The 14,507-nt window shown below is 72.2% G+C and carries 11 protein-coding genes; 8 read left to right on the top strand and 3 right to left on the bottom strand.

From position 1 onward, the window contains the following. Positions 1-222 precede the first annotated feature (222 nt). Positions 223-1,308: a branched-chain amino acid aminotransferase gene (locus QIY60_RS05340; protein WP_283141378.1), complete on the top strand. Its 1,086-nt coding sequence runs from the start codon at positions 223-225 to the stop codon at positions 1,306-1,308. 294 nt (positions 1,309-1,602) lie between these two features. On the opposite strand, the gene QIY60_RS05335 is transcribed toward QIY60_RS05340, so the two are convergent. Beyond that, positions 1,603-3,030 (bottom strand): cytosine permease, encoded by a 1,428-nt coding sequence (locus QIY60_RS05335; RefSeq protein WP_283141377.1) that lies wholly within the window; start codon positions 3,028-3,030, stop codon positions 1,603-1,605. Between the two features lie 177 nt (positions 3,031-3,207). Between QIY60_RS05335 and ureA the strand changes: the two genes are divergently transcribed. The 7 genes from ureA to QIY60_RS05300 all read left to right on the top strand — a co-directional run bounded on the left by ureA (position 3,208) and on the right by QIY60_RS05300 (position 12,303). Further along, entirely contained in the window at positions 3,208-3,912 is a 705-nt protein-coding gene (gene ureA, locus QIY60_RS05330) for an urease subunit gamma (RefSeq protein WP_283141376.1), read from the top strand. Continuing rightward, positions 3,909-5,642, top strand: coding sequence for an urease subunit alpha (locus QIY60_RS05325; RefSeq protein WP_283141375.1), 1,734 nt, complete (start codon positions 3,909-3,911; stop codon positions 5,640-5,642). The genes ureA and QIY60_RS05325 overlap by 4 nt, the downstream gene beginning before the upstream one ends. 11 nt (positions 5,643-5,653) lie before the next feature. Further along, the gene (locus tag QIY60_RS05320) at positions 5,654-6,688 is read left to right on the top strand and encodes an agmatine deiminase family protein (RefSeq protein ID WP_283141374.1); all 1,035 of its coding nucleotides are present in this window, start codon (positions 5,654-5,656) and stop codon (positions 6,686-6,688) included. A 32-nt stretch (positions 6,689-6,720) separates the two neighbouring features. Then, positions 6,721-7,338 carry a TetR/AcrR family transcriptional regulator gene (locus QIY60_RS05315; RefSeq protein ID WP_283145824.1) on the top strand — a complete coding sequence of 206 codons (618 nt, stop codon included), beginning with the start codon at positions 6,721-6,723 and terminating at the stop codon, positions 7,336-7,338. An 80-nt stretch (positions 7,339-7,418) separates the two neighbouring features. Then, complete coding sequence (locus tag QIY60_RS05310; protein WP_283141373.1) at positions 7,419-8,798, top strand: MFS transporter; 1,380 nt, start codon at positions 7,419-7,421, stop codon at positions 8,796-8,798. Between the two features lie 284 nt (positions 8,799-9,082). Further along, on the top strand, positions 9,083-10,705 hold the full coding sequence (cimA, locus tag QIY60_RS05305; protein ID WP_266984154.1) for a citramalate synthase: 1,623 nt from the start codon (positions 9,083-9,085) through the stop codon (positions 10,703-10,705). A 233-nt stretch (positions 10,706-10,938) separates the two neighbouring features. Next, complete coding sequence (locus QIY60_RS05300) at positions 10,939-12,303, top strand: hypothetical protein (protein ID WP_283141372.1); 1,365 nt, start codon at positions 10,939-10,941, stop codon at positions 12,301-12,303. An 11-nt stretch (positions 12,304-12,314) separates the two neighbouring features. On the opposite strand, the gene QIY60_RS05295 is transcribed toward QIY60_RS05300, so the two are convergent. Together QIY60_RS05295 and QIY60_RS05290 are read right to left on the bottom strand one after the other, a co-directional pair. Then, positions 12,315-12,917 carry a YceI family protein gene (locus QIY60_RS05295; protein WP_283141371.1) on the bottom strand — a complete coding sequence of 201 codons (603 nt, stop codon included), beginning with the start codon at positions 12,915-12,917 and terminating at the stop codon, positions 12,315-12,317. 238 nt (positions 12,918-13,155) lie between these two features. Then, on the bottom strand, positions 13,156-14,499 hold the full coding sequence (locus QIY60_RS05290; protein WP_283141370.1) for a helix-turn-helix domain-containing protein: 1,344 nt from the start codon (positions 14,497-14,499) through the stop codon (positions 13,156-13,158). Between the last annotated feature and the right edge of the window lie 8 nt (positions 14,500-14,507).

The raw sequence follows: 14,507 nt of genomic DNA, 5'->3' as shown, positions 1-14,507 counted from the left end.
AGAAAGCCGCCGGGTCGCACCAGCACCCGGCGGCTTTTCCTGTACGGCCCCGGGGTGCCACCATCAGTCCCTGGGCCGCAACCACACCGTTTCTGTCATGGTCCCGCACGAGCGATAATCGAACGTGGGACCGCGGCATGCGGAAAAGCTCGGACGTCCTAGCAGCAGCCGGGACGGCGTGAGCGCGGTCCGACCCACACAACCGGTGAAGGACACGCAACCATGACGACGCCCACGATCGAGCTCAAGCCCTCCGCGAACCCGCTGTCGGACGCGGAGCGTGACGCGATCCTGGCCAGCCCCGGATTCGGCCGCCACTTCACCGACCACATGGTGACGGTCAAGTGGACCGAGGGCCGCGGGTGGCACGACGCGGAGCTCACTCCGTACGCGCCGCTGTCGATGGACCCGGCCAACATGACGCTGCACTACGCGCAGACGATCTTCGAGGGCCTGAAGGCCTACCGCCAGCCCGACGGCACGGTGGCGACCTTCCGCCCCGAGGCCAACGCGGAGCGCTTCCGCTCCTCGGCGCGCCGCATGGCGATGCCCGAGGTGCCGACCGAGCTGTTCATCGCCGCCTGCGACGCGCTGATCCAGCAGGACAAGGGCTGGGTCCCCTCCTCCGGCGAGGCTTCCCTCTACCTGCGCCCGTTCATGATCGCGAGCGAGGTCGGGCTCGGTGTGCGCCCCGCCAACGAGTACCTCTTCATCGTGATCGCGTCGCCCGCGGGGGCCTACTTCCCGGGCGGCGTGAAGCCGGTCTCGGTGTGGCTGTCCGAGGAGTACGTGCGCGCGGTCAAGGGCGGTACGGGCGCGGCCAAGACCGGCGGCAACTACGCCGCGTCCCTGGTCGCCCAGGCCGAGGCGGCCGAGCACGGCTGCGACCAGGTGGTCTGGCTGGACGCGGTGGAGCACCGGTGGATCGAGGAGATGGGCGGGATGAACCTGTACTTCGTGTACGGGGACCGCATCGTGACTCCCGAGCTGACGGGGTCGCTGCTGCCGGGGATCACGCGTGACTCGCTGCTGAAGATCGCGCGGGATCTGGGGTACGTGGCGGAGGAGGGGCGGATCTCCACGGAGGACTGGAAGCGGGACAACGAGGCGGGCACCCTTACCGAGGTGTTCGCGTGCGGTACGGCCGCGGTGATCACGCCGGTGGGGTCCGTCAAGTCCGCGCGGGCGAACTGGACGCAGGGGGACGGGGAGCCGGGTGCTGTGACGATGCGCCTGCGCAAGGCGCTCCTGGACCTCCAGACGGGCGTCGCGCCGGACACGCACGGCTGGATGCACCCCCTGGGCTGAGCCCGCTTTTGCCCCACCCCGCCCCTTCACCTAGACCCTCCGGGGGTGGGTGGGGGTGGCTCTCCCGGGGGCTACGCCCCCGGACCCCTGGGCGGGGCCTGCGGCCCCTGCACCCCGCTTGCGGGGCTCCGCCCCGGACCCCGGTGTAGGGGTGGGTGGGTTGCCGGGCTGCACCCCCGCCCCGTTCGTCTGCGGATCGTGCTGGGTTGCTCGCGCAGTTCCCCGCGCCCCTAACCCCCAGGGGCGTGGGGAACTGCGCGACCAGCCCCCACCGGGGCGCGGATGAACGGGGCCTCAGCTCACCTCCACCCCCGGAGGGTTCAGGGAAGGGGCGGGGTGGGGGAGCTTCCCTCGGGACAACGTCGCGTACGCCACGCCCCCCACCACCCCCGACAGCAGGAAGCTGCAGTCCACCCCACCCGTGAACCGCAGCAGCGGGCCCGCGTACTGGGGCAGGGACACCGCCAGCAGACCCGTCCCCGCGCCCAGCGCCCACGCCACCACGGCCCGCCAGTTCCACCCGCCCCGGTACCAGTACGCCCCGCCCCGCGAGCGGCGGTTGAAGACCTGGAGGGCGTCCGCGTCGTACACCCCGCGGCACCGCGCGAAGCCGATCAGGGTGATGACCGCCCAAGGCGTGCCGATCGCCGTCAGGAGCAGGACGAAGGACGTCATCGCGGTCTGCGCGTCCCACGCGTAGTGGCCCGCGAAGACGCACACCGTCGCGACCCCCGCCACCGCGAACGTCGCCTGCGTACGCGACGCGCGCGGCAGGATCGCGTCCAGGTCGAGCCCCATCGAGTACAGCATCAGGCCCGCGTTGCCCACCGAGCCCGCCGACGCGGCGAGGAGGAGGGGGACCAGGTACCAGCCGGGGGCCGCCGCCACCAGCGGGCCCGCGTAGTCCGCCGCCGCCCGCGCCGCGTACGCCGTGAACGTGCCGAACAGCTGCGGCACCAGCAGCCCCGCGGTCAGGCCCAGCCACGTCGCGTGGAGCACCCGGCGCGGGGTGTGGCGTGACGGCGAGATGTAGCGGGTGTAGTCGCCGAGCAGCGTGATGAAGGCGATCGGGCCGCTCAGGCCGGCCGCGACCAGGGCGAGCAGCCACGTCGGCCAGAACGAGCCGAGGAGGTAACCGCCCGCGTCCGGCAGCGCGGCCGTCGTGAAGTGCGGGGCGTACGCCGCCACGCCCAGGACCAGCAGCGCCGTCATGCCGACCGCGAGCACCCGGGACAGCCGCAGCAGCACCCGGTACCCGTACACCGCGCCGATCACCGTCGCCGCCGCGAGCACCGCGTACACGACCGCGTACGAGACACCGCCCGTGGGCAGGCCGAACAGCCGGTGCAGGACGCCCGTCATCGCGTCCCCGCCGATCCACACCGTCAGCGCGGTGTAGCCGAGCGAGAGCAGCAGCCCCACCACCGAGCCGACCAGCCGGCCCCGCACCCCGAACTGCGCGCCCGACGACGTCGACAGGTTCGTCGCCGTGCGCAGGGACACCAGCGCCAGCGGGGCCGTCAGCAGCGTGCCGACCAGCGTGCCCGCGACGACCGCGCTCACCGACGCCCACCAGCCGAGGCCGAAGGAGACCGGCAGCCAGCCGAAGACGATCACGCCCAGACAGAGGTTGGAGCCGAGCAGGATCGACACCAGATCGCGCGGACCGCTGGTGCGCTCCGCCTCCGGGATGGTGTCGACTCCGCGCTGTTCAATCGGCATGGGCTGCCCCTGAGTCCTATTGATGGCTTGGCTTGGCCTGGGTGGCTTGAATTCGTTGGTTCTTCGTTTGAGTGACGTTCAATCTGTGGCATCGCGGCGCACCCGTCAACCCCCTTGGCTCATGACAGAGCGCAATATGTGTGGTTAGAGTGTTGCTCGAACAGGAGGTGTGGTGGCGTGCGACTTACCCCCACGGAACGTGACCGGCTGCTGCTCTTCGGCGCCGCCGAGCTCGCGCGGGCCCGCCGGGCCCGAGGGCTGAGACTGAACGTGCCCGAGGCGACCGCGCTGATCGCGGACACCGTCTGCGAGGCGGCCCGCGACGGGCGGCGGCTCGCCGAGGCGATCGAGGCGGCCCGCTCGGTGCTCGGGCCGGACGACGTCCTGCCGGGCGTCGCGGACGTGGTCACCGAGGTGCACGTCGAGGCCGTCTTCGACGACGGTTCGCGGCTCGCCGTGGTCCCGGCGCCCATCCGGGGCGCCGCCGGGCTCGGCGGGGACGCGCCCGGCGCGGTGCTGCCCGGGCCCGAGGGCCCCGAGCGGGAGCCCGCCGTCCGGCTCACCGTGCGCAACACCGCGGCCGTTCCGGTCAGCGTGACCTCGCACTTCCACTTCTTCGAGGCCAACCCGCGCCTCGACTTCGACCGCGCCGCCGCGTACGGGATGCGGCTGTGCGTCCCGGCCGGGTCGTCGGTCCGGTTCGACCCGGGCGGCGAGGGCGAGGTCGGACTCGTACCGATCGGCGGCGCGCGGATCGCCATCGGTTTTGCCGGGCTCGTGGACGGGCCCCTCGACGCGCCCGGCGCCAAGGAGGAGGCCCTGCGCAGGGCCGCCGCCTGCGGCTATCTGGGCGCCGGCACCTCGGAAGGGACCCCCGCATGAGCAAGCAGACCCGGCACAGCGACCACTGCGCGCCCGGCAGCCGGCACATCGACCCGGACGAGTACGCGGCCGTCTTCGGGCCCCGCGCGGGCGACCGGATCCGGCTCGGCGACTCGGGCCTGACCGTGCGCGTCGAGTCCGACTCGCAGAACCCGGGGGACGAGTTCCTCGCCGGGTTCGGCAAGACCGCCCGGGACGGGCTGCACCTGAAGGCCGCCGCCGTCCGCGAGACCTGTGACGTCGTGATCAGCAACGTCGTGGTGATCGACGCCGTACAGGGCATCCGCAAGGTCTCCATCGGCATCCGCGAGGGCCGTATCCACGCCGTCGGGCGGGCCGGGAACCCGGACACCCTCGACGGCGTGGACGTCGTCGTCGGCACCGGGACCAGCATCGTCTCCGGCGAGGGGCTCATCGCCACCGCCGGAGCCGTGGACACCCACGTCCATCTGCTCTCGCCGCGCATCATGGAGGCCTCGCTCTCCTCCGGCGTCACCACCCTCATCGGCCAGGAGTTCGGCCCGGTGTGGGGCGTCGGCGTCAACTCGCCCTGGGCGCTGCGCAACGCCTTCGCGGCCTTCGACGCCTGGCCCGTCAACATCGGCTTCCTGGGCCGGGGTTCGTCCTCCGACGGTGCCCCGCTGGTGGAGGCGCTCGCCGAGGGCGGCGCCTGCGGGTTCAAGGTGCACGAGGACATGGGTGCGCACACCCGCGCCCTGGACACGGCGCTGCGGGTCGCCGAGGAGCACGACGTGCAGGTCGCCCTGCACAGTGACGGGCTGAACGAGTGCCTGTCGGTGGAGGACACCCTGCGCGTCCTGGAGGGCCGGACGATCCATGCCTTCCACATCGAGGGCTGCGGCGGCGGGCACGTCCCCAACGTCCTGAAGATGGCGGGCGTGCCGAACGTCATCGGCTCCTCCACCAACCCCACCCTTCCCTTCGGGCGGGACGCGGTCGCCGAGCACTACGGGATGATCGTCTCCGTGCACGGCCTCAAGCCGGACCTGCCGGGCGATGCCGCGATGGCGCGGGACCGGATCCGGGCCGGGACGATGGGCGCCGAGGACGTGCTGCACGACCTGGGCGCGATCGGCATCACCTCCTCCGACGCCCAGGGCATGGGCCGCGCCGGCGAGACCGTGCGCCGCACCTTCGCCATGGCCGCCAAGATGAAGGCCGAACTCGGACCCCTGGACGGCGACGGGGAGGGCGACGACAACGCGCGCGTGCTGCGCTACATCGCCAAGCTCACCATCAACCCGGCCATCGCCCACGGCCTCGCCCACGAGATCGGCTCCATCGAGGTCGGCAAACTCGCCGACATCGTCCTGTGGCGGCCCGCCTACTTCGGCGCCAAACCCCAGATGGTCCTCAAGTCCGGCTTCCCCGCCTGGGGCGTCACCGGCGACCCCAACGCGGCCACCGAGACCTGCGAACCCCTCGTCCTCGGCCCCCTCTTCGGCGCCCACGGCGCCACCCCCGCCGACCTCTCCGTCGCCTTCGTCGCCCGCGCCGCCCTCGACCAGGGAAGCGACCTGATGCCCACCCGCCGCCGCCGGGTCGCCGTGCGCGGCACCCGCGGCATCGGCCCCGCCGACCTGGTGTTCAACTCCCGCACCGGAGCCGTGGACGTGGACGGCCGCACCGGCCTCGTCACCCTCGACGGCGACCCGCTGCGCTCCGAGCCCGCCGACTCCGTCTCCCTCAACCGCCTCTACTTCCTGTAAGGACCCGCCTGATGTCTGCTGCCGCCGACGGCTTCCGCATGCCCGCCGAGTGGGCCCCGCACGAGCGCACCTGGATGGCGTGGCCGGGCCCCAACGTCACCTTCCCGAACGAGGCGGAGCTCGCCGAGTCGCGCGCCGCCTGGGCGTCCGTCGCCCGCGCCGTGCGCCGCTTCGAGCCGGTCACCGTCGTCTGCGGCCCCGGCCAGAGCACGGCGGCGGCCGCCCTGCTCGGCCCGGACATCGACCTCGTGGAGCGCGAGCTCGACGACGCCTGGATGCGCGACATCGGCCCCACCTTCCTGACCAATGGCACCGAACTGGCCGCCGTGGACTGGACGTTCAACGGCTGGGGCGCCCAGGACTGGGCCCGCTGGGAGCACGACGCCAAGATCGGCGCGTACGTCTCGGACCTGGCCGGGGCGCGTACGTACACCTCGCGCCTGGTCAACGAGGGCGGGGCGATCCACGTCGACGGCGAGGGCACGGTCCTGCTCACCGAGTCCGTGCAGCTCGGGCCCGAGCGCAACCCCGGCTGGACCCGCGAGCAGGTCGAGGCGGAGGTCCACGGGATGCTCGGCACCCGCAAGGCGATCTGGCTGCCGCGCGGCCTGACCGCCGACTACCCGCCGCACGGCTACGGCACGCTGGGCCACGTCGACATCGTCGCCGCGTTCGCCCGCCCCGGAGTGGTCGTCGCCCACACCCAGCCGGACCCGGCCCACCCCGACCACGAGGTGTGCAAGGAGAACGTGGCGCTGCTGCGGAGCCAGACCGACGCCCGGGGCCGCAGCATCGAGGTCGTGGAGATCCCCGCCCCGACCGTCCTCACCGACGACCACGGCTGGGTCGACTACTCGTATATCAACCACTACCTCTGCAACGGCGGTGTCGTCCTGTGCGGCTTCGACGACCCGAGGGACGAGAACGCGGCGGGCGTCTTCCGCCGTCTCTTCCCCGAGCGGACCGTGACCCTCGTCGACGCACGTACGATCTTTGCTGGGGGCGGTGGCATCCACTGCATCACCCAGCAGCAGCCCAGGGTGTGATCAGCCGGGGTGTGATCCAGGAGGAAGAGGACATGGCCGGTCCGGCCCGCGCGCGGAAGAACGCGCCGCCGCGCGAGGAGGTGCTGGCCGCCGCCATGGCCACGATCGCGGAGCGCGGTCTGGACGGTCTGACCATGGCCGGGCTCGGCCGCGAGGTCGGCATGTCCAGCGGCCACCTCCTCTACTACTTCCGCAGCAAGGACGAACTGCTCCTGGAAACCCTGGAGTGGAGCGAGGGCAGGCTCGGCGGCGAGCGCCGGGCCCTGCTCTCCCGGCCGGGCACGGCCCGCGAGCGCCTGGACGCCTACGTCGACCTGTACGTGCCGGACGGCGCCCGCGATCCGCACTGGATCCTGTGGCTGGAGGTCTGGAACCGCTCGCAGAACGCCGACGGCGACGCCCGTGCCCGCCAGGCCGCCATCGAGGGCGCCTGGCACCGCGACCTGGTCGCGATCATCGCGGAGGGCGTCTCGCACGGCGAGTTCCGCCCGGTCGACGCCGACCGCTTCGCGGCCCGGCTGCGGGCGCTGCTCGACGGGTTCAGCGTGCACGTGGCGGTCGGCATACCCGGCACGGGACGGCCCCAAGTCCTCGACCACGTACGGGAGTTCGTGGACGAGTCGCTCGCGCCGCCGCTGACCGGGCGCTGAACGCAACGTACGCAAGTACGCCTTATCGTTGCGTCCGCAACCCTTGTCGGCCGTATCGGCCTGGGCCACCGTGATCTTCCATGGGACGAGAGCAGTGGAAGAAGATCTGGGTCGGCTCGGCCGGGAACATGGTCGAGTGGTTCGACTGGTTCGTGTACGCCACCTTCGCGGTGTACTTCGCGGACGCGTTCTTCCCGAAGGGGAACGACACCGCGAACCTCATGAACACGATGGGGATCTTCGCCGTCGGCTTCTTCATGCGGCCGGTGGGCGGCTGGCTGCTCGGCCGCATCGGCGACCGCCGCGGCCGCAAGGCGGCGCTGACCCTGACCGTCACCCTCATGTCCGCCTCGGCGGTCCTGATCGCGGTGGCGCCGACGTACGGGGTGGCCGGATACGGCGGAGTGGCGGTCCTGCTGGTCGCCCGACTCCTCCAGGGCCTGTCGGTGGGCGGCGAGTACGCGGCGAGCGCGACCTATCTGACCGAGGCGTCCGACCCCCGCCGCCGCGGCTTCGCCTCCAGCTTCCAGTACGTGTCGATGACCGCGGGCCAGCTCGTCGGCCTCGGCCTCCTGATCGTCCTGCAGCACACGATGTCCGAGGACGCGCTGCACAGCTGGGGCTGGCGAATCCCCTTCATCGTGGGCGCCCTCGGCGCGGCGATCGTCTTCTACCTCCGGCGCAACATGCTGGAGACCGAGGTGTACGAGGAGTCCGGCGCGGCGCTCGACGAGGACCGGGGCACGCTGAAGGCGCTGTGGGGCCACCGCAGGGAGGCGTTCCTGGTCATCGCGCTGACGATGGGCGGCACGGTCGCGTACTACACGTACACCACGTATCTGACGAAGTTCCTCTCCAAGAGCGCGGGCATGCCGAAGCCGACGGCGTCGCTGGTGTCGTTCTGCGCGCTGTTCGTCTTCATGTGCCTCCAGCCGCTGGCGGGCATGCTCTCCGACCGGATCGGCCGCCGTCCGCTGCTGATCACGTTCGCGGTCGGCTCGACGTTCCTGACGGTGCCGATCATGACGATGCTCAAGCACGCGGGCACGTTCTGGCCGGCCTTCGGCCTGGCGCTGCTCGCCCTGGTGGTGGTGACGGGCTACACGTCCATCAACGCCTGCGTGAAGGCGGAGCTGTTCCCGACCGGCATCCGCGCCCTGGGCGTCGCCCTCCCGTACGCCATCGCCAACGCCCTGTTCGGCGGCACGGCGGAATACGTGGCGCTCTGGTTCAAGAAGGCGGACATGGAGTCCGGCTTCTACTGGTACGTGGCGGGGTGCGCGGCGGTGTCGCTGGTGGTGTACCTGACGATGAGGGAGACGCGAACGATCGACCTGAACCGCGTCGTGCCTTCCGCTGTCGCCCCTGCTGTGGGCAGTCGTTCCGCTGGGGCGGAACGGGTGGGCACAGCGGACCCACGGCCCGCAGCCGAACCGGGCCCCGGGGTGCCCGCATCCTGAGACCCCGAGCCACGCCGTGGTGCCTCTGTGGCAGACTCAGGGCCGTGCTCGCTTTCATGATGATTATGGACAGCAGCGCGCCGGTCCGCAGTGACCGCTGAACCCGCGGCAAACCCCCCGCGGCAGCGGACATCGTGCCCCAGACCCGCGCGCAGACCCTTCGCACCCGCGAGGGGTTTTTTCGTTTCCCGGCCCACCACGGCCGGACGCGAGCCGCACGCGATGATGGGGGCAAGTGGAGCCAGAGAACCCGGAGCCACTCACCCGACAGGAGTCACAGCAGCATGACGGCCAACGAGGCACCTGAAGAGAGCCATCGCGTCGACGACACGTTCCACGTCTTCGACACCACGCTGCGCGACGGCGCCCAGCGCGAGGGCATCAACCTCACCGTCGCGGACAAGCTGACGATCGCCCGGCACCTGGACGACTTCGGGGTGGGGTTCATCGAGGGCGGCTGGCCCGGCGCCAACCCCCGCGACACGGAGTTCTTCGCCCGCGCCAAGCAGGAGATCGACTTCAAGAACGCCCAGCTGGTGGCGTTCGGGGCGACCCGCCGCCCGGGTGGCAGCGCGGCCACGGACCCGCAGGTCAAGGCGCTGCTCGCGTCCGGTGCGCCGGTGATCACGCTGGTCGCCAAGTCCCACGACCGCCATGTCGAGCTCGCCCTGCGCACCACGCTGGACGAGAACCTGGAGATGGTCCGGGACACGGTCTCCTACCTGCGGGAGCAGGGCCGCCGGGTGTTCGTCGACTGCGAGCACTTCTTCGACGGGTACCGGGCCAACCCCGAGTACGCCAAGTCGGTCGTCCGGGCCGCGAGCGACTCCGGCGCCGACGTCGTCATCCTCTGCGACACCAATGGCGGCATGCTGCCCGCCCAGATCCAGGCCGTGGTCGCCACGGTCCTCGCCGACACCGGCGCCCGGCTCGGCATCCACGCCCAGGACGACACGGGCTGCGCCGTCGCCAACACGCTCGCGGCGGTCGACGCGGGCGCGACGCACGTGCAGTGCACGGCCAACGGCTACGGCGAACGCGTCGGCAACGCGAACCTGTTCCCGGTGGTGGCGGCGCTCGAGCTGAAGTACGGCATGAAGGTGCTGCCCGAGGGCGCGCTGGCCGAGATGACGCGCATCTCGCACGCGATCGCGGAGGTGGTGAACCTGACGCCGTCGACGCACCAGCCGTACGTGGGTGTCTCCGCCTTCGCCCACAAGGCGGGCCTGCACGCCTCGGCGATCAAGGTCGACCCGGACCTGTACCAGCACATCGACCCGGGCCTGGTCGGCAACCGCATCCGGATGCTGGTCTCCGACATGGCGGGCCGCGCCTCCATCGAGCTCAAGGGCAAGGAGCTCGGCGTCGAACTCGGCGACGACCGCGAGCTGGTCGGCCGGGTCGTCGCCCGGGTCAAGGAGCGCGAGCTCAAGGGCTACACGTACGAGGCGGCGGACGCGTCCTTCGAACTCCTCCTGCGCGCCGAGGCCGAGGGCCGGGCCCGCAAGTACTTCCGCATCGAGTCCTGGCGCGCCATCGTCGAGGACCGCCCCGACGGCACGCACGCCAACGAGGCGACGGTGAAGCTGTGGGCCAAGGGCGAGCGGATCGTGGCGACGGCGGAGGGCAACGGTCCCGTCAACGCGCTCGACCGCGCCCTGCGCGTCGGCCTGGAGCGCATCTACCCCCAGCTGGCCAAGCTGGAACTCGTCGACTACAAGGTCCGCATCCTGGAGGGCCGCCACGGCACGGACTCCACGACGCGGGTCCTGATCACGACGACGGACGGGGCGGGGGAGTGGGCGACGGTCGGCGTCGCGACGAACATCATCGGGGCGTCGTGGGGGGCGCTGGAGGACGCGTATACGTATGGGCTGCTCCGGGCTGGGGTGGAGCCGACGGAGTAGTCGGCCTGGAGTTTCCCCCACCCCGCCCCTTCCCGAAACTCTCCGAGGGAGCTCTTCGTCTGCGGACCGTGGGTGTCTTGTCGCGCAGTTCCCCGCGCCCCTAAATACCTAGGGGCGTGGGGAACTGCGCGAGCAACCCAGCATGGTCCGCAGACGAACGGGGTCCCGGGTCGTAGCCCCCGGGTAAAGACGGGTTTGTCCGGTTCGTGGGGGAGTCCGGTAGCGTCGGACTCATGAGGTCCCGGGTTTTGTTCGCGCTCTCCGCCGCCGCACTCGCCACGCTGGCCACCGTCGCCCCCATGGCAACGGCCGCCCCCGCCGCGTCCGGCGTGGCCGAAGTCGCCGCCGCGCTCAAGAAGGCACCGGTGTACGTCGACCCCGGCGCCGCCGGCCAGCTCTCGGCCGCCCAGGCCGACGCGCTGGCCAAGAAGATCAAGGACGCCGACAAGCCGCTCTTCGTCGCCGTGCTGCCCGCGACCGCCGCGTTCCCGAAGGACACCCTCCTGCGGAACCTCCGTACGGACACCGGCGTCACCGGCCTGTACGCCGTCCGCCTCGGCGACGCCTTCAACGCCGGCGCCGACCGCAAGGTCATGTCGCCGCAGGCTGTCGACAACCTGAAGACGGCCGTACGCGCCCCCGGCACCGCCACGGACGCGTCGACCCAGCTCAACGCGTTCGTCGACCAGGCCCTGCCCTCGATGCGCGGCCACGCCCCCGCCTCCTGGGGCGGCGGATCAGGATCCGGCGACAACGGCGGTGTGTCCGCCACCGCGCTCATCGCCACCGGCGCGGTCGTCGTCGCGGGCGGCGCCGGCGCGTACGCCCTCGTCCGGCGCAGCCGCAAGAAGAAGGCCGAGGAGGAGCGGGCCGCGCTCCAGCGGCTCCAGGTGGTCGTCGACGAGGACATCACCGCGTTCGGTGAGGAGCTCGACCGTCTCGACTTCCACCCGGCGGAGGCGGGCGCCGACGACGCCATGCGCGCCGACTACGAGCGCGCGCTCGACTCGTACGAGACCGCGAAGACCCTGATGGCGGCGGCCCGGCACCCCGGTGACGTACGCGGGGTGACCCAGGCCCTGGAGGACGGGCGGTTCTCGCTCGCCACGCTCGCGGCCCGCCGCGAGCACCGGCCGCTGCCGGAGCGCCGCGCCCCCTGCTTCTTCGACCCGCGCCACGGCCCCTCGGTCGAGGACGCCGCCTGGTCCCCGGCGGGCGGCGCCCCGCGCCAGGTCCCGGTCTGCCTCGCGGACGCGACGCGTCTGCGGGACGGCCAGGACCCGCTGGTGCGGGAGGTCGACACCGACGGCGGCCGCCGTCCGTACTACGACGCGGGTCCGGCGTACGGCCCCTGGGCCGGCGGCTACTTCGGCGGCGGCATCCTGCCCGGCCTGCTCATGGGCACGATGCTCGGCTCGATGCTCTCCACCCCCGCCTACGCGGCCGACTACGGCGGCGCCGACTTCGCGGGCCAGAGCTTCGACGGCGGCGACGTCTCGGGCTCCGACTTCAACCCGTCCGACTTCGGCGGCGGCTGGGGCGACGGGGGCGGCGGTGGCGGGGACGGCGGCGGGTTCGACGGGGGCGGGGGCTGGTAGGGGCTACCGGGTCACGCCGACTTGATGGCCGAGATGTCGAAGGTCAGCTTGACCTTGTCGCTGACCACGACGCCGCCGGTCTCCAGTGCCGCGTTCCAGGTCAGGCCCCAGTCGGAGCGCAGGATGTCGGCGCTGCCCTCGAAGCCGACGCGCTGGTTGCCGTAGGGGTCGGTGGCCGAGCCGTTGAACTCCAGGTCGATGGCGAGCGGCTTGGTGACGTCCTTGATGGTGAGGTCGCCGACGATCCGGTACTTGTCGCCGCCGAGCTGCTGGGCCTCGGTGGAGCGGAAGGTCATCAGCGGGAACTGCTCGGCGTCGAAGAAGTCGGCGCTGCGCAGGTGGTTGTCGCGGTCGCCGATGCCGGTGTCGACGGACGCGATCTTCACGTCGATGACGGCGGTGGAGGCGGCGGGGTCGGTCCCGTCGAGGGTGAGGGTGCCCTCGTGCTCGCCGAACGAGCCGCGGACGTTGGTGACCATCGCGTGACGCACGGTGAAGCCGATGCTGCTGTGGGCCGGGTCGATGGTGTACGTGCCCGTCAGGGCGGCGAGGGCCGGGTCGACGGGGGCGATGGTCGTGGTCGTGCTGGTGCTCTTGCGGGCGAAGATTCCCATGGCTGCTGCTCCTTCGGGGCGGTCGGTTGAATGTTCAACAAGAACGACTGTAGACCCATTCCGTTCAAGTTTCAACAACTAAGTTTTTCGGGCGCTCCGAGGCTTGTCCGGCGGGGTACGGGCTGGGGCGCAGGGGGCGGAGCCCCCGCTGGGGGTCCGGGGGCGAAGCCCCTGGGACAACCCCTCTGCCTCGCCCACCCTCACCCCCGGAGGGTTTAGGGAAGGGGTGGGGAGGGGCTCAATACCGCGGCGGCACCGGCGCAGGCCCCAGCGTCGTCGTCCCCGGCGCCGCCCGGTGGCCCAGGCCCGTCCGGTACGCGTCCAATGCCGCCTCCGTGCGCCCCGTGCGGCGCAGCAGGTCGCCGAGGAGGCGGCACAGGTCCGCCAGGTCGCCCGTCGCGCCGCTGCGCTCCAGCAGGCCCAGGGCCGTGACGTAGTGCTCCTCGGCCGCCTCCAGGTCGCCGCTCTCCTCGCGGATCAGGCCGAGGAGGCGGTGCGCGCCGCCCGCGTGGACCGCGCCGTGCCGGTCGCCCAGCTCCGGCGCCGGGTCGACGAGCGGGGTGAGCAGCGACGCCGCCTCCGTGTGGCGGCCAAGGCGGCGCAGCACGTCGGCCAGCTCGACCTCGACCTGGCAGGTGAAGAGCGCGGCCCGCTTGGCGGCCAGCATGTCGCGGGCCGTGCGCAACTCCCGCTCGGCGGCGTTCAGTTCGCCGTCCTGGGCGTACACGTACCCCCGCATCCAGTGGCAGTGCGCCAGGTCGGTCCGCAGGCGCAGCTGGCGGTAGACCGACTGGGCCTTGGCGAGTGACGCGTCGGCGTCGGCCGTGCGGCCCTCGGCCAGGAAGGTGCGCGCCACCTGGCGGTGCATCCCCGCGACCAGCGCCGGGTCGGAGACCTGTGGCGCCAGCGCCAGCGCCAGCTCGGCGGCGTGCGCGGCGCGCGCCTGGGCGCCCATGTCCAGGTACGGGCCGATGATCGCCGAGTAGAGCAGGACCAGCGACTCCGGGTCGTTGAGGCCGCTCGTGCCGAGTTCGTCGATGGTCGATTCGAGGAGGTAGCAGGCGTAGCGGAGCTCGCCCGCCAGGACGTGGGCGATCGCCCGGCCCCGGATCGCGCGCGCCCGGCGCGGCAGCGGCTCGCCGACCAGCTGGCGCTCGGACGCCTCGAAGTGCCGTATGGCGTCGGCCAGTTCACCGGTCTCCAGGGCGCAGTCGCCGAGGCCGAGCAGGGCCTCCGCCTGTTCGGGGAGCAGGTCGTGCAGCTCGGCCTCGGTCAGCAACTGGCGGTAGCGCACGGCCGCCTCCTCCGCGTCGCCGGTCGCAAGGAGGCGCTGGGCGTCGGTGAGTCCCAGGCGCAGCCCGGTCGCCAGGTGGGCCGGGCGGCCGGTGGCCAGTTCCTCGTACGTGGTGCCCAGGCGCTCGGCGAGGTGGCGCAGCGCCGCCTCGGAGGGCCTGACCTTGCCGGACTCCAGGGTCGACACATAGGCCGGGGTGTAGGCGGGCTCGGCCAACTGCCGCTGGGTGAGTCCCCGTTCGGCGCGCAGTCGCTGCACCCGGCGGCCGATCGCGGCAGGTTCGTCCATCACGTCTC

The organism is Streptomyces sp. BPTC-684, from assembly GCF_030028635.1.
GTDB lineage: Bacteria > Actinomycetota > Actinomycetes > Streptomycetales > Streptomycetaceae > Streptomyces > Streptomyces noboritoensis.
Note: the sequence above shows the minus strand (reverse complement) of the source record. Positions and strands in the feature narration are given on the sequence as shown.